This is a genomic window from Cupriavidus sp. GW822-FHT03E04 (assembly GCF_058801495.1).
Genome location: NZ_JBXANI010000039.1, coordinates 33,054 through 47,146, shown reverse-complemented (window position 1 = coordinate 47,146; position 14,093 = coordinate 33,054). Strand labels below are relative to the sequence as shown.

The following is a 14,093-nucleotide window of genomic DNA, read 5'->3' as shown; positions in this document are numbered from 1 at the left end:
TTCACGCGCATTCGCCCGCACAACCCAAAGAAAAAAGACCCATGCCGCCATCCCAGGCCCCCTCCTTAGCCGATTTCCCGCCAGGCCGGGCACGTGCGTGGCTGCGCGCGTTTGCCCCCACCCCCATCGCGGCCGGCCGCCGCGAGCGCGTCAAGAGCTGCTTGGGCGCGCTGGTCGGCCTGCTGCTCACCGAATGGATCAGCCGTCACCTGCTGGGCGGCTTCAACCCCTGGTTCATCGCCCCGATGGGCGCCTCCGCGGTGCTGCTGTTCGCCGTGCCGGCGAGCCCGCTGGCGCAGCCCTGGTCCATCATTGGCGGCAACCTGGTGGCGGCGCTGATCGGCGTGGCCTGCGCACGCTGGATCCCCGAGCCCGGGCTGGCCGCCTCGGTGGCCGTGGCGCTGGCCATTGTCGCCATGTTCCAGTTGCGCTGCGTGCACCCGCCCAGCGGCGCGGTGGCGATCACCGCGGTGTTCGGCGGCCACGCCGTGACCCAGCTTGGCTTTGGCTTCGTGGTGATGCCGGTCGCGGTCAACTCGATGTTGCTGCTGCTGGTGGCGCTGCTGTTCAACAACCTGATGCGCCGGCGCTATCCGCACCGCCCCGTCGAACACGCCAACCCGCACCGCACCGCCGATCCGTTGCCGAGCGAGCGGGTGGGGTTCAACCGCAGCGATCTGGACGAAGTGCTCAAGGCGCGCGGCGAGTTCCTGGACATCGAGGAAGACGACCTGGAAGACATCCTGGTGGCCGCGCAGTTACGGGCGTATCGCCGGCACTTTGGCGATGTGCGATGCGTGGACATCATGTCGCGGGACGTGGTGACGTTGCAGCCCGGGCAGAGTGGCCTGGAGGCGCGCGCCCTGTTGTTCAAGCATGGGATCCAGGCGCTGCCGGTGGTGGATGCGCAGCGGCGGCTGCTTGGCATGCTTGGGTTGGCGGATCTTCTTGCGGCGCGCAGTGGCGCCGAGGGGCAGGTCCGTGCGGGAACTGCCAAGGACCTGATGCACACCGGCACGGCTACGGCACGGGCAGAGCAACCCATGGTGGAGCTGGCGTGGGCGTTTTCCAATGGCGGCCTGCATCAGGTGCCGGTGGTGGATGCCCAGCGGCGGCTGCTGGGCATCGTCACGCAATCGGACCTGATCGCCGCGCTGCTCGAACAAGGCCCACCGGCAAAAGTGGAACCGGATGCGCAGCCGGCAAGCTGACCCGCGCGGGCGCTAGCGGCTCGCCTGCAACCCGCCCGCCGCCGGCATGGCGTGTGCATCGGCACGCGCCATGCCATTGAACAACAGGTTCAATGCCACCGACATCACGCAAGCCAGCAGGATGCTGCTGTGCATGATGGGCTGCAGCCAGCCCGGCAATTGATTGAACAGCGTGCCCGAGAACGTGGGCAGCAGGGAGATGGCCAGGGTGGCGGCAACGATATACACGTTGTGCCGCGTGCCCTCGAAATCCACCCGCGCCAGCGTGCGCACGCCCGCCGAGGTCACCACCCCGAACATGAACAGCCCTGCCCCGCCCAGCGCCGGCAGAGGGATGGAGGCGACGACCGTGGCCAGCTTGGGGAACAAGCCCAGCGCGCACAGGATCACGCCCGCCGCCACCACGACCCAGCGGCTCTTGACGCCCGTCACCACCAGCAGGCCGATGTTCTGGCTGTAGATGGTGTAGGGAAAGCCATTGAGCGCCCCGCCGATCAGGCTGGCCAGCCCGTTGGCCCGCAAGCCATCCGTCATCTCGCCCGCGCTCAGCGGCTTGTTCACGACATCGCCGATCGCCAGGAACAAGCCCATCGACTCGATCATGATGATGATCATCACCACCACGATCGTCAGCGTGGCCACCACGTCGAACACCGGCCAGCCGAAATAGAAGGGATGGATCACGTCGACCATCGGCGCCTCGGCCACGCCATGGAAGTCCACCATGCCAAAGGGGATCGCCACCAGCATGCCGGCCGCCAGCGCCAGCAGCACGGAGACGTTGGACCAGAAGCCCTTGAGCCACTTGTTGATGACCAGGATCAGCGCGAACACAAAGCCCGCCAGCGCCAGGTTGTGCGGCGCGCCGAAATCCGGCGCGCCGCGCCCACCGCCCACCCAGTTCACGCCGACCGGAAACAGCGACAGCCCCACCACCATCACGATGGACCCGCCAACGATGGGCGGAAAAAAGCGCAGCAGCTTGCCGAACACCGGCGCCAGCAGCATGGTGATGACGCCGCCCGCCATCACCGCACCGATGACAGCCGGCAAGCCAAGCGCAGGATTGGTGGCGATGACGAGGATCGGCGGGATGGCGCTGAAGGCCACGCCCTGCATCACCGGCATGCGTACGCCGAAGCGCCAGAAGCCCGCGGCCTGCAGGATGGTGGCGATGCCACAGGTGAAGAGGTCGGCATTGATCAGGACCGCCACCGCCTCCTTCGGCAGCTTGAGCGCGCTGGCGATGATCATCGGCACCGCAATGGCACCGACATACATCACCAGCACGTGCTGGAAGCCCAGCATCACCAGCGGCCCGGGAGCGGGCACCTGGTCAACTGCGGCCGGCCTGTCGCCGGCCAGATCTTGCGTGTTCATGGGGTTGTCTCCTCTTGTGCCGTTACGTGCGATGACGCGACATCTCTGGGAATACGGGCGCGCAAAAAAAAGAGAGCCCCGGAACCTGGCTAGCGCCCAGCAGGCGCCGGGGCAAGATCAAGCAAGCATTACAGGTGCACCTCCTTCTCGCCATGCGCCTGCAGCAGCGCCATCAGCTTCTTGCGCATCACCAGCCCGGGCTTGTCGGACGGCATGTGGAACTCCATGCGCCGCGTGGTATCGATGGGCGCGTCGTAATCCGTGGCCTCCAGGATCTCCTTGTCCTCGCGCGTGACCGCATGGTCGAACTTGACCAGTTCCTCGGCGGGGGCCTGCTGCTCCGTGTCGTTGCGGTATAGCCACTGGACCATCATCGTGCTCTTGTCGTCGATGGGCGTGGCGCAGTTGACGATGGTGTGCACCAGGCCATTCGGATAGGTGCAGCCGAAGCGGCGCGAGAACGGCATGTACCAGTTGTCGTGCAGGTGGCGGATGGTCTCCGGCTCCTTGCTGCCGGTGAGCAGCCAGCTATCGGGCGGGTTCATGATCGGCACCGAGCGGCGCGATTCGAACCCCCACGCGTTCTCGATGATCTCGATGTCTGCTGGCTTCGGGCTGGCGAACTTGCCGAAGGTGTTCTTGTGCACGAAGCTGAAATGCGCGTTGTCGAACGAGTTCTCCATGAAGCGCAGGCCGCTGCATGCCCAGCGCTCGTAGAACTGCGGGATGCGGCGCAGCGAAGGATCGTTGCCTTCGGGGATATCCGGGATGTCGGTCAGCGGGTCTTCCAGCGCCACCCACACGTAGCCGTAGCGCAGCTTGCAGTGGTAGTTCGCCACGCGTGCGTTGGCGGGGATCATGTTCTGCGGCATCTGCGGAATGCGCACGCACTTGCCGCTGCAGTCGTAGGACCAGCCGTGATAGCCGCAGCACAGCAGGCCGTCCGAATCCACATAGCCCTTGGAGAGCTTGGCGGTGCGGTGGCAGCAGCGGTCGCGCACGGCTGCGGGCGTGCCATCGGCGCCGCGCCAGATCACGATGTCCTCGCCCAGCAGCGTGAACGGCTGCGGGCCAAGGTCGAGCCTGGACTCGGGAATGACCGCGTACCAGAAGCGCCGCAGGACCGGTTGTTGAGTGACAAGCATTGGGAAGTCTCCTCTCGTATTGTCGAGTGTGGGTTGTGCAGGCGTGCGGGAGTGCCGTTCGTTGTGTTCCTGTTTCAGGCCGGTGCGGCTGGTGCGGCTGGTGCGGGTGGTGCGGGTGGTGCGGGTGGTGCGGCTGGTGCGGCTGGTGCGGCTTGCACCGGCAGCCAGTCGCTGATCTGTTTGGCAAGCACGCCCTTCTCGGCCACGGCCTTGCCCAGCAGCGCGAATCCGGTCAGGGCGCCTTGCGTATCGCGGAACAACGCGCGCAGGCCCGCGCCGGCTTCCGCGGCCACCGCCTGGGACTCGATCTCCCAGTTGCCCGCGCCGGCCAACGCGGGCGACACCACGGTCGGCAGCACGGGCGTTTTCACCACCACCGGCATGGCGGAGTAGCTCAGCGGCGTAGGCGTGCCGGCCAACGTGCGGGCCAGTGCGCGCGCAGCCTGCATCAGCGGCATCACGTAAGGCAGCACCAGGCCGTCGACCTCGGCGCAGTCGCCCAGCGCGTAGACCGCCGGTGCGCTGGTGCGCAGCAGGCGGTCCACCACGATGCCGCGCGCGGTGGCAATGCCGCCGTCCTGCGCCAGCGCCACGCGCGGCAACAGCCCGGTGGCGGACAGCACCACGTCGGCGGCGATCTGCGCGCCGCTGGCCAGTTGCACCGCGAGCCCGCCATCACGGCGATGCACCGCGACCGGCATCTCGCCAAGGTGCAGCCGCACGCCGAGGCCGCGCAGCGCGCCGGCCATCAGAGCGCCCGCCTCGCCCGGCAGCAGCCGGCCGAGCGGCCATGCGGCGGGATCAACCAGCTCGACGTCGAAGCCACCCGCGTGCAGGTCATTGGCGAACTCGCAGCCGATCAGGCCGGCGCCGAGGATGGCCACGCGCCTCTTGCCTTGCAGCGAGGCGTGAAAGCGCGTGTAGTCGGCAAGATCGTTGACGGTCTGCACGGCATCGGCACCATCGCCTTGCAAGCCTGGCGCACGCGCGTGCGCGCCGAGCGCCAGCACCAGTTGCCCGTAGCGCAGCGGTTGCCCGTCGACCAGCACGGTGCCGGTGGCGGTATCGATGTCCGATGCATCGGCATGCGTCATCACGCGCGCGTTGAGCTGCGCAGCCATCTGCTGCGCGCTGGCGATGGCCAGTGCGACGGGTGCCTTGTTGCCGGCCAGCGCATTGGACAGCATCGGCTTGGAGTACGACTCGCCGCCATCGCGCGTGACGATGACCAGCGGCGTCGCGCTGTCGAGCTTGCGGAACTCGCGCGCCAGCGTGTAGCCGGCCAGGCCGGTACCGAGGATGACCAGCGGCAGCGCTTGCTGCGATTTCGCGATGATGGCGTCGTTCGCGTCGTTCGTCATGGCTCAGGCCACCACTTCCATCTCGAACTCGGCCTTGCTCACGCCGCAGTCCGGGCAAAGCCATTCGTCGGGGATATCCTCCCAGCGCGTGCCGGCGGGAAAACCGTGTTCGGGCATGCCGAGCGCTTCGTCGTATTCAAAGCCGCATACCATGCATTTCCATTTCGTCGCTGTCGTCATTGCGAGTCCTTTCGTCGGGTTCGGGTTGTTCCGTGCTTGCGTGCCGGTCGGACGGCTGGCCTACGCCAGCGCAAATGGCGTGGCGCGCAAGCGCTTGCCGGTGGCCGCAAAGATGGCGTTGCCGATCGCCGGCACCACCGGCGGGTTGGACAGCTCGCCAACGCCGCCGGGCTGCCTGCCGGAGGGCGGCATCACCACGATCTCCAGCGCCGGGGCGTCGCTCATGCGCACCACCGGGTAGTCGTGGAAGTTGCTTTGCTTCACCCCGCCGTTCTCGATATGCACCGCGTTCATCAACGCGGTGGACACGCCCCAGTAGATGCCGCCAGCCAGTTGCTGGCGCACCGAGCTGGGATCGACGGCAAGCCCGCAGTCCACCACGCAGGTGATCTTGTGCACGGTGATGGCGCCGTTCCTGACGCTGACATCGGCCACGATGGCGATATAGCTCTTGTAGCCTTCGTAGGTGGCCACGCCCAGGCCACGGCCAATGCCGCCCTTGCCCGGCTTCGCGCCGGCTTTCCAGCCCGCCAGCGCGGCGGCGCGGTCGAGCACCGCCACATGCTCGGGCTTGCCTTGCAGCAGCTTCCTGCGCAACGCCACCGGGTCCTGCGTGCTGGCATGCGCGGCTTCGTCGATCAGGCTTTCGATGGCGAAGATATTCGGCACGTAGCTCACCGCGCGCCACCACCACACCGGGAAGCCCGGCTCGTGGCGCACCCAGGCGAGGTCGAGCGCGGGCACCTGGTAGTAGAAATCGTCGCGCATGCCCTCGGTGCAGCTCGGGTCGACCGGCACCTTGGCCAGGAAGCCGGGATCGTCGGGCTCCTTGATCGACGGCACCACGGCGCGCAGGCTGAAGGCCTGCACATTGCCGGCCGCGTCCAGCGCGGCGCGCGCCTTGTGCACGCTGGCGCTCTGGTAATAGAACGCGTGCATGTCGTCTTCGCGGCTGTAGAGCAGCTTGACGGCGCGGCCCATGCGCTTGGCGATATAGGTCGCTTCCAGGATGATGTGCAGCCCTTCGCGGGCGCCGAAGCTGCCGCCGGCTTCGGTCAGATGGATCTTCACTTTGTCGCGCGAGATGCCGGCAATGGTCTCGGCCGCCTGCGCGCAGCGCGAGGGCACCTGCACGCCGCCCCAGTACTCCACCGCGTCCGGCCGCACCCACGCCACGATGCTGAGCGGCTCCATCTGCGCATGCGCCTTGTAGGGCATGGTGTAGACCGCTTCCACCACCTTGGCGGCGCCCTGGAAGGCGGCATCGGCATCGCCCTTGACCTTGGACTTCTTGCCAGGCTCGTCCACGCGCGCGGCCATGGCGCGGATGGCGGCCTCGGCGCTGAAGTCCTTCATTGCGCTTTCACCCCACGCCACCTTGAGCGCCTGGCGCGCGCGCTGCGCGGCCCAGAAATGATCGGCCACGATGGCCACGCCGGGCTGGCTGGCGCCGTTGATGGGGCGCGCGGCCGGCGCGTCGGGGCGGAAATGCGCGATCGTTTCCGGGATCTCGGTGGCGAACACATCGCGCACGCCGGGCAACGCCTTGACCTCGGCGGCGTTGAACGACACCACCCGCGCGTTGACCACCGGCGCGTGCACCACGATGGCGGTCAGCATGTCCGGCAGCTTGACGTCGATGGCGTAGCACGCGCGGCCGGTGAGCTTGTCGGCCACGCGGTAGCTGCTGCGCTCCTTGCCGATCAGCACGAACTCGTCTGGCCGCTTGAGCGTGACCTCGGCCGGCACCGGCAGGCCTGCCGCGCCTTCGGCCAGCTCGCCGTAGGTGAGGCGCTGTCCGCTGGCCACGTGGATCACAGCGCCTGCGGCCGTCTTGCAGGCCGCCGGCTCCACCGCCCAACGCCGCGCCGCCTGCGCTACCAGCATGGCGCGCGCGGTGGCGCCCGCGCGGCGCAGCGTGTTCCACTCCAGCGGCACGCTGGTGCTGCCGCCGGTCGCGTGCATGCCCCACAGCGGATGCAGGTAGGCCTTGGCGAGCGGATCGTCGGGCTGGATCACCTGCACGGTGGCCCAGTCGGCATCCAGCTCCTCGGCCAGCATCAGGCCCAGCGCATTCTTCACGCCGGTGCCGCTGTCGTACTTGTGCACCACCAGCAGCACGCGGTTGTCAGGGGTGACGCGCACCCAGGCATTGGGGGCGAAGTTGCCGGCCGCGCTGTCGGTGATGGGCGCGGCGGCCGCGTTGCGGATGAGCTGGCCGCCGCTGCCGATCTCCAGCAGCAGACCGCCGGCGAGCGCCGCGCCGGCTTGCAGGAAGCGGCGGCGCCCGCCGTTGGCCGGGGTGGCATCGATCAGGTTGAGCTCGCGCTTCATGCTGGCTTGCCTCCACGCAGTTCGGCGGCGGCGCGATGGATCGCGCGGCGGATGCGGTCGTAGGTACCGCAGCGGCAGATGTTGCCGGCCATGGCGGCGTCGATATCGCTGTCGGTGGGGTTGCGCTTGCTGGCCAGCAGCGCGGCGGCCGACATCAGCTGGCCGGACTGGCAGTAGCCGCATTGCGGCACGTCTTCGGCTTGCCAGGCTTTCTGCACCGCGTGCAGCGCATCGGGCTGGCCCAAACCCTCGATGGTGGTGACCCGCTTGCCGGCCACGGTGGAGACCGGCGTCTGGCAGGCGCGCACCGGGGCGCCATCCACATGCACCGTGCAGGCGCCGCACAGGCCCATGCCGCAGCCGTACTTGGTACCGGTGAGATCGAGCTCGTCGCGCAGCACCCACAGCAAGGGGGTGTCGCCGGGAGCTTGCACGGCGCGCAGGGCGCCGTTGACTTTGATGGGGGTCATGGTTCTTTCTCCTTGCTCCGCCGTTTGTCACTGCTTGGCGCTGCATATCACTGCTTGGCGCTGCTGATTGCTGTCTTTGGGGGCTGGCGGGCCGTGTTGAAGCAAAGACTAGCTGCGCCAAATCCATATGTGAAATATGATTTGAGAATCTTTTCCATACGATATTCATATGGATATCCGCCAACTCCGCTATTTCATCGCCGTCGCCGAGGAGGGCAACTTCAGCCGTGCCGCCGAGCGCCTGCATATTTCCCAGCCGCCGCTGAGCCAGCAGATCAAGTCGCTGGAGGCGTCTCTTGGGGTCATCCTGTTCGAGCGCGGCCGCCTGGGCGCGCGCCTGACCCGGGCGGGCGAGGCGCTGCTGACGCGGGCGCGCGACATCGTGGCCGACCTGGACTCGACCCGGAAAATGGTGCTGCGCGTGGCCGACGGGCTGGAGGGCTACCTGCGCATCGGCATCATCAATTCCGTGATGTACGGCCCCCTGCCCCGCACCATGCGGCTGTTCCAGGAGCGCAACCCGGCGGTGGAGTGGACCCTGCACGAGATGCTCCCCGACCAGCAGGGCGAGGCGCTGGTGCGTGGCCAGATCGACGTGGGCTTTGCCTCCAGCGCTACCGGGCGGGAGGAACTGCGGTCGATCCGCGTCTATCCGCAGCCACTGATGGCCGCGTTGCCGGCAAGCCATCCACTGGCGGCAAGCGGCCGGATCCGGCTGAAGGCGCTGGCGGCGGAACCATTTGTGCTGCTTAATACCCAAAGCCCAGTGATCCGCAGCTTGCTGGCCGCCTGCGTGCGCAATGGCTTCCACCCGCGCGTGCTGCACGAGTCGGTGGATCCGCAGACGGTGCTGAGCCTGGTGGGCGCCGGCGTGGGGGTGAGCGCGCTGCCGCGCTCGCTGTCGGGCGCGCCGCGGGAGGACGTCGCCTTCCTCACGCTGGACGAACCGGGGCTGGCCGCCGACCTTTATGCCACCGTGCGGCGCGACCACGGCCTGCCCGCGCTGGACCGCTTTCTCACGCTGCTGGAAGATGTCACCGAGGTATGGCATCGTGAGACGTTCGGGGAAGGCCTGCGCAGCACATAGCGCGCCCGGCGTCCCGCAATGCAACATTGCAGCCCCCGCGATGCCGCCCGCCTCCGGCGGGCTACGGGTTTTCCTATATATTGTCGCCGTTCACGTCACACCGGCAGTCCAGGAGAAGCACCCGATGAATTCCGGCCAACTGATTGAAAAACTCGCCGCCATCTTTGCGCTGATCGTGCTGATCGGCGGCTCGCTGCTGGTGCTCGCGCCCTTTACCACCGCGCTCTTGTGGGGCGCCATCCTCGCCTTCAGCTCGTGGTACCCCTATACGGTGCTGTCGCGCTGGATGGGCAACCGGCGCAGCCTGGCGGCCCTGATCTGCGTGCTGCTGGCCGCGGTCATCGTGCTCGGCCCCTTTGTCTATGCTGGCGCCAGCATCTCCGCGCACATCGACGAGCTGTCCGGCCTGGTCGACCAGTTCTTCGATCACGGCGCGCCCGCGCTACCCGGGTGGCTGACCGGCCTGCCCTATGTGGGCGACTACCTGCAAAGCTCCTGGGACAAGGTGATCCATGCCGACTCGGAGATGGTCGCCAACCTGCGCAAGCTGATCGCGCCCGTGGGCCATGTGGTACTGGGCGCCGGGCTGTCGATCGGCGCCGGGCTGGGCCAGCTGGCGCTGTCGATCGTGCTGGCGTTCTTCTTCTATACCGGCGGCGAGTTCGCGGTGGCGTGGCTGCGCGCTGGCATGCGCCGCATTGCCGGCGAGCGCGCCGACCACCTGCTGGCGCTGGCCGGCAACACCGTCAAGGGCGTGGTCTACGGCGTGCTGGGCACCGCCTTCGTGCAGGCCTTGCTGGCCGGCATCGGCTTCTGGATCGCCGGCGTGCCCGGCGCCGCCATACTCGGCTTCATCACCTTCTTCCTGTCCGTGATCCCGGTCGGCCCGCCGCTGGTGTGGATTCCCGCCGCGCTCTGGCTTTACCACACCGGCTCGCTCGGCTGGGCCATCTTCATGGTGGTGTGGGGCGTGGGCGTGGTCAGCATGGCCGACAACGTCATCAAGCCGCTCCTCATCAGCAAGGGCACCGACATGCCGCTGATCTGGGTCATGCTGGGCGTGTTCGGCGGCGCGCTGGCCTTCGGCTTTCTCGGCGTGTTTATCGGCCCGACGCTGCTGGCGGTGGCCTACGCGCTGCTGCGCGACTGGACCATCGGCTCGCAGCACCTGGCTGACCCGCCGCCCGCGCTGGCGCAAGGCAAGCCAATCACCACCGCCGAGGACGTGGCGGGTTCCGGCAAGGCATGAGCGAAACCAGCCGTCCCGAACCGCAGCCATTGGCACCACCGCCCACCCAGGCCGAGCTGGCCCGGATGGTGGCCTGCGAGTACTGCGATGCGGTCTACCAGCGCGCCGAGCTGGAGCCGGGCGAGCGCGCGCTGTGCCTGCGCTGCGGCGGCCAGCTCTACCGCGATAGCGCGCGGGCCTATGCACGGCTGCTGCCGCTGGTCATTGCCGCGCTGATCCTGTTCCTGGTGTCCAACGCCTATCCCATCGTCGAGATGGATCTCAAGGGCGTGCGCACCGAAACCACGCTATGGGGCGCGGTGCTGGCGCTCTACGCGGACAACATGACGCTGGTGGCCGTGCTGGTGTTCGCCACCACCATCCTGTTTCCCTTGTCCGAGATGCTGATGATGCTTTACCTGCTGGTGCCGATGGCGCGCCACCGGATGCCGCCGGGCTTCGAGCGCATCGTGCGCGGCATCCAGCAAACCCGGCCGTGGGGCATGATCGAAGTCTTCATGATTGGCGTGCTGGTCACACTGGTCAAGCTCTCGACCATGGCGCAAGTGTTGCCGGGCGTGGCGCTGTGGTCGTTCGCCGCGCTGGTGATCGTGCTGGCCGCGATGCTGTCGTTCGATCCGCGCGATCTGTGGCAGCACCTGGACGAGGAGCCGCCCCGATGAGCGCCCCAACCCCCAAGGCCCCGGTGGGCGCCGCCGCGCTGGCGCGCTCGCGCCGCCTGGCCGCCAATGTGGTGGCGGAGCTGACCGACGACGACGAAACCAGGCCGCTGCCGCAGGTGCCTACCGCGACGTCGATGGGCCTGGTCTCCTGCCACGCCTGCGACGCGCTCAGCCCGCTCGCGATGCAAGGCGAGCCCTGCCCGCGCTGCGGCGCCACGCTGCATCACCGCAAGCCGAACAGCCTCGCGCGCACCTGGGCGTTCCTGCTGTCCGCCCTCATCCTTTATATTCCCGCCAACCTGCTGCCGGTCATGGTGACGCAGTCCATCCTGGGCACGCAGCGCGACACCATCTTTTCCGGCGTGGTCTACCTATGGTTGTCGGGCTCCAACATGCTGGCCATCGTGGTGCTGATCGCCAGCATCGTGGTGCCCCTGCTGAAGATGATCATCCTCGCGCTGCTGCTGCTGTCCGTGCATTTCCGCTCGCGCTGGCGAATTCGCCAGCAGACCAGGCTGTACGGGCTGGTGGAAATCATCGGCCGCTGGTCGATGCTGGATATTTTCGTGGTGGCGCTGCTGGCTTCGCTGGTGCGGGCCGGGGCACTGGCCACCATCATCCCGGGCGCCGGCGCCATGGCGTTCGGCTCCGTGGTGGTGCTCACCATGCTGGCTTCACTCAGTTTCGACCCGCGCCTGCTGTGGGATTCGATGGATACAAACGATGCCTGACCTAGACCAGTCCCCTCCCTCTCCTTCCTCGCAGCCACCGGCGCCGGAGCGCCGCCGCCGGGCGCGCTGGCTGCCCTCGCTGGTCTGGCTGATCCCGATCGTGGCGGCGGTGGTTGGCCTGTCGCTGCTGATCCACACGCTCACCGAGCGCGGCCCCGAGATCACGGTTACGTTCCGCACCGCCGAGGGCCTGGTCCCGGGCAAGACGCCGGTACGCTACAAGGACGTGGACATCGGCCTGGTCAAGTCCGTGCGGCTGGCCGGCGACCACTCGCACGTGATCGCCAAGATCGACCTGACCCAGGATGCGGCGAGCTTCTCCACCAAGGACACACGCTTCTGGGTGGTGCGCCCGCGCTTTGCCACCAGTGGCATCTCCGGGCTGAGCACCTTGCTGTCAGGCGCCTATATCGGCGTTGACGCCGGCAAGTCGGAGGAGCGCGTGCGCGACTTCACCGGGCTGGAAGTGCCGCCCGCCGTCACCACCGATGCCTCCGGCAAACAGTTCTTGCTGCGCGCCACCGATCTCGGCTCGCTCGACATCGGCTCGCCGGTCTACTACCGCCGCGTACAGGTCGGCCAGGTAGTGGCTTACCAGCTGGAGCCCAACGGGCGCGACCTGTCGCTGCGCGTGTTCATCAACAAGCCCTACGACAAGCTGGTCACGGCCGACTCGCGCTTCTGGCACGCCAGCGGCGTGGACATCAAGCTCGATGCCGGTGGCTTCAAGCTCAACACCCAATCGCTGGTGACGGTGCTGCTCGGCGGCGTGGCCTTCCAGGCCCCGGATGACTCCAAGGCGACGGATGCCGCTAACGAGAACACCCAGTTCCTGCTGGCCAGCGACCAGACCGAGGCGATGAAGGAGCCGGAAGAAATTGCGCCTTCTCTCGCCGTGCTGAACTTCGACCAGTCCGTGCGCGGGCTCTCGCCCGGCGCGCCGGTGGATTTCCGCGGCGTGGTCGTGGGTCAGGTGCGCTCGATCGGCATCGAGTACCAGGTCGAGAAGAAGGCGTTCCGCCTGCCCGTGGTGGTGGAACTGTACCCCTCGCGCATGGGCTTCCGGGCGCGTGACGTGGAGGACGTCAACCGCGCCCGCAATATCGTCCAGACGCTGATCAAGCGCGGCATGCGCGCGCAGTTGCGCACCGGCAACCTGCTGACCGGCCAGCTCTATGTCGCGCTGGATTTCTTCCCCAAGGCGCCACCGGCCAACGTCAACCTGGATGGCGCCATGCCTGAACTGGCCACCACGCCGGGCGCGTTCGACGAGCTGCAGGCCAAGCTGGGCGATATCGTCAACAAGATCGACAAGGTGCCGTTCGAGCAGATCGGCCAGGACCTGCGCACGTCGATAGCCACGCTCAACACCATGATGACCAGCGCCGACAAACTGGTCGCCCAGCTCAACGGCGACGTTGCGCCCCAGGTGCTGGCCGCGCTGCAGGACGCGCGCAAGACGTTGAGCGCGGCCAACGGCACGCTCGCCTCGGATGCCCCGCTGCAGCAAGACACGCGCCGCATGATGCAGGAGCTCACGCGCACCGCGGTGTCGCTGCGCACGCTGACCGAATACCTGGAACGCCACCCTGAAGCGCTGGTGCGCGGCAAGCCGGAGAAATGATGATGACCCGCATAGAGATGACCCGCCACCGCCTGTTGCTGCCCCTCGCGCTCGGCGCCGCGCTGCTGGCGGGCTGCGCCTCGCCCGATCCGCGCTACTACACGCTGGCCCAGGGACCCGCTGCCGCTACGGCTACCGGCGCCGAAGGACAGGCCGCCGCGCCAGCGCGGGCGCCGCAGGCGCAGCCGGTGTGGATCGAGGTTGCGCCGGTGCGCGTGCCTGAACGCCTCAACCGGCCACAGCTGGTGGTGCGTGACGGCAAGGATGGCAACGAGCTCAAGCTGCTGGACCTGTCGCGCTGGTCCGCGCCGCTGCCGGACGAGCTGCGCGACGCGCTGTCGCAGCAACTGCAGGCCAGGCTAGGTGCGGTCGACACCTACCAGCAAGGCTTGTCGGAAGTGGAGCCCGTGTTCCGCATCACCACCGAAGTGGTGCGGCTGGATGCTGACGTGGGCCAGCGCGCTGGCGCCATCATCAACTGGACCGTGCGCCGCCTGCCCGACGGCAAGGTCAAGGCCGGCCGCACGCAGGCCGAACTGGCCGCGCCGGGCGCGGTGGACGGCGTGGTGGCGGCTTACCGCCAGATCGTGGCAAGCACCGCGGACGATATCGCGGCGGGCGTGGAAACACTGCGCAGAGGCACGGCGAAATAGCGAAGA

At 67.9% G+C, this 14,093-nt stretch carries 13 protein-coding genes; 7 read left to right on the top strand and 6 right to left on the bottom strand.

Features of this window, described 5'->3' with window-relative positions:
- Positions 1–41: 41 nt before the first annotated feature.
- Positions 42–1,211 (top strand): HPP family protein, encoded by a 1,170-nt coding sequence (locus tag AC1RQC_RS36725; RefSeq protein WP_492886374.1) that lies wholly within the window; start codon positions 42–44, stop codon positions 1,209–1,211.
- Between the two features lie 12 nt (positions 1,212–1,223).
- On the opposite strand, the gene AC1RQC_RS36720 is transcribed toward AC1RQC_RS36725, so the two are convergent.
- The 6 genes from AC1RQC_RS36720 to AC1RQC_RS36695 form a co-directional block, all read right to left on the bottom strand.
- Positions 1,224–2,591, bottom strand: coding sequence for a nucleobase:cation symporter-2 family protein (locus tag AC1RQC_RS36720; RefSeq protein WP_492886372.1), 1,368 nt, complete (start codon positions 2,589–2,591; stop codon positions 1,224–1,226).
- A gap of 128 nt (positions 2,592–2,719) precedes the next feature.
- The gene (locus AC1RQC_RS36715; protein WP_043344279.1) at positions 2,720–3,736 is read right to left on the bottom strand and encodes an aromatic ring-hydroxylating dioxygenase subunit alpha; all 1,017 of its coding nucleotides are present in this window, start codon (positions 3,734–3,736) and stop codon (positions 2,720–2,722) included.
- 74 nt (positions 3,737–3,810) lie between these two features.
- Positions 3,811–5,097 (bottom strand): NAD(P)/FAD-dependent oxidoreductase, encoded by a 1,287-nt coding sequence (locus AC1RQC_RS36710; protein WP_492886370.1) that lies wholly within the window; start codon positions 5,095–5,097, stop codon positions 3,811–3,813.
- Between the two features lie 3 nt (positions 5,098–5,100).
- Positions 5,101–5,277, bottom strand: coding sequence for a rubredoxin (locus AC1RQC_RS36705; protein WP_043344276.1), 177 nt, complete (start codon positions 5,275–5,277; stop codon positions 5,101–5,103).
- A 60-nt stretch (positions 5,278–5,337) separates the two neighbouring features.
- Complete coding sequence (locus tag AC1RQC_RS36700) at positions 5,338–7,611, bottom strand: xanthine dehydrogenase family protein molybdopterin-binding subunit (protein ID WP_492886368.1); 2,274 nt, start codon at positions 7,609–7,611, stop codon at positions 5,338–5,340.
- Complete coding sequence (locus AC1RQC_RS36695; RefSeq protein ID WP_150988391.1) at positions 7,608–8,081, bottom strand: (2Fe-2S)-binding protein; 474 nt, start codon at positions 8,079–8,081, stop codon at positions 7,608–7,610. The genes AC1RQC_RS36700 and AC1RQC_RS36695 overlap by 4 nt, the downstream gene beginning before the upstream one ends.
- A gap of 169 nt (positions 8,082–8,250) precedes the next feature.
- On the opposite strand from AC1RQC_RS36695, the gene AC1RQC_RS36690 reads away from it, so the two are divergent.
- The 6 genes from AC1RQC_RS36690 to AC1RQC_RS36665 all read left to right on the top strand — a co-directional run bounded on the left by AC1RQC_RS36690 (position 8,251) and on the right by AC1RQC_RS36665 (position 14,087).
- Positions 8,251–9,168, top strand: coding sequence for a LysR substrate-binding domain-containing protein (locus AC1RQC_RS36690; protein ID WP_492375826.1), 918 nt, complete (start codon positions 8,251–8,253; stop codon positions 9,166–9,168).
- A gap of 124 nt (positions 9,169–9,292) precedes the next feature.
- The gene (locus AC1RQC_RS36685; RefSeq protein ID WP_492375827.1) at positions 9,293–10,417 is read left to right on the top strand and encodes an AI-2E family transporter; all 1,125 of its coding nucleotides are present in this window, start codon (positions 9,293–9,295) and stop codon (positions 10,415–10,417) included.
- Complete coding sequence (locus AC1RQC_RS36680) at positions 10,414–11,079, top strand: paraquat-inducible protein A (RefSeq protein WP_492375828.1); 666 nt, start codon at positions 10,414–10,416, stop codon at positions 11,077–11,079. Before AC1RQC_RS36685 ends, AC1RQC_RS36680 begins: the two co-directional genes overlap by 4 nt.
- A complete protein-coding gene (locus tag AC1RQC_RS36675; RefSeq protein WP_492375829.1) occupies positions 11,076–11,810 on the top strand; it encodes a paraquat-inducible protein A in 735 nt (244 codons plus the stop codon). The genes AC1RQC_RS36680 and AC1RQC_RS36675 overlap by 4 nt, the downstream gene beginning before the upstream one ends.
- Entirely contained in the window at positions 11,803–13,434 is a 1,632-nt protein-coding gene (locus tag AC1RQC_RS36670; RefSeq protein ID WP_492828029.1) for a PqiB family protein, read from the top strand. Before AC1RQC_RS36675 ends, AC1RQC_RS36670 begins: the two co-directional genes overlap by 8 nt.
- Positions 13,434–14,087 carry a PqiC family protein gene (locus AC1RQC_RS36665; protein ID WP_492375831.1) on the top strand — a complete coding sequence of 218 codons (654 nt, stop codon included), beginning with the start codon at positions 13,434–13,436 and terminating at the stop codon, positions 14,085–14,087. Before AC1RQC_RS36670 ends, AC1RQC_RS36665 begins: the two co-directional genes overlap by 1 nt.
- The last annotated feature ends 6 nt before the right edge of the window (positions 14,088–14,093 follow it).

Excerpts from the sequence above, each read along its gene's own strand:
- AC1RQC_RS36715 (WP_043344279.1), bottom strand. The coding sequence starts at position 3,736 with ATGCTTGTCACTCAACAACCGGTCCTGCGGCGCTTCTGGTACGCGGTC.
- AC1RQC_RS36675 (WP_492375829.1), top strand. The coding sequence starts at position 11,076 with ATGAGCGCCCCAACCCCCAAGGCCCCGGTGGGCGCCGCCGCGCTGGCG.
- AC1RQC_RS36700 (WP_492886368.1), bottom strand. The coding sequence starts at position 7,611 with ATGAAGCGCGAGCTCAACCTGATCGATGCCACCCCGGCCAACGGCGGG.
- AC1RQC_RS36665 (WP_492375831.1), top strand. The coding sequence starts at position 13,434 with ATGATGACCCGCATAGAGATGACCCGCCACCGCCTGTTGCTGCCCCTC.
- AC1RQC_RS36710 (WP_492886370.1), bottom strand. The coding sequence starts at position 5,097 with ATGACGAACGACGCGAACGACGCCATCATCGCGAAATCGCAGCAAGCG.
- AC1RQC_RS36720 (WP_492886372.1), bottom strand. The coding sequence starts at position 2,591 with ATGAACACGCAAGATCTGGCCGGCGACAGGCCGGCCGCAGTTGACCAG.
- AC1RQC_RS36705 (WP_043344276.1), bottom strand. The coding sequence starts at position 5,277 with ATGACGACAGCGACGAAATGGAAATGCATGGTATGCGGCTTTGAATAC.
- AC1RQC_RS36680 (WP_492375828.1), top strand. The coding sequence starts at position 10,414 with ATGAGCGAAACCAGCCGTCCCGAACCGCAGCCATTGGCACCACCGCCC.
- AC1RQC_RS36725 (WP_492886374.1), top strand. The coding sequence starts at position 42 with ATGCCGCCATCCCAGGCCCCCTCCTTAGCCGATTTCCCGCCAGGCCGG.
- AC1RQC_RS36695 (WP_150988391.1), bottom strand. The coding sequence starts at position 8,081 with ATGACCCCCATCAAAGTCAACGGCGCCCTGCGCGCCGTGCAAGCTCCC.
- AC1RQC_RS36690 (WP_492375826.1), top strand. The coding sequence starts at position 8,251 with ATGGATATCCGCCAACTCCGCTATTTCATCGCCGTCGCCGAGGAGGGC.
- AC1RQC_RS36670 (WP_492828029.1), top strand. The coding sequence starts at position 11,803 with ATGCCTGACCTAGACCAGTCCCCTCCCTCTCCTTCCTCGCAGCCACCG.
- AC1RQC_RS36685 (WP_492375827.1), top strand. The coding sequence starts at position 9,293 with ATGAATTCCGGCCAACTGATTGAAAAACTCGCCGCCATCTTTGCGCTG.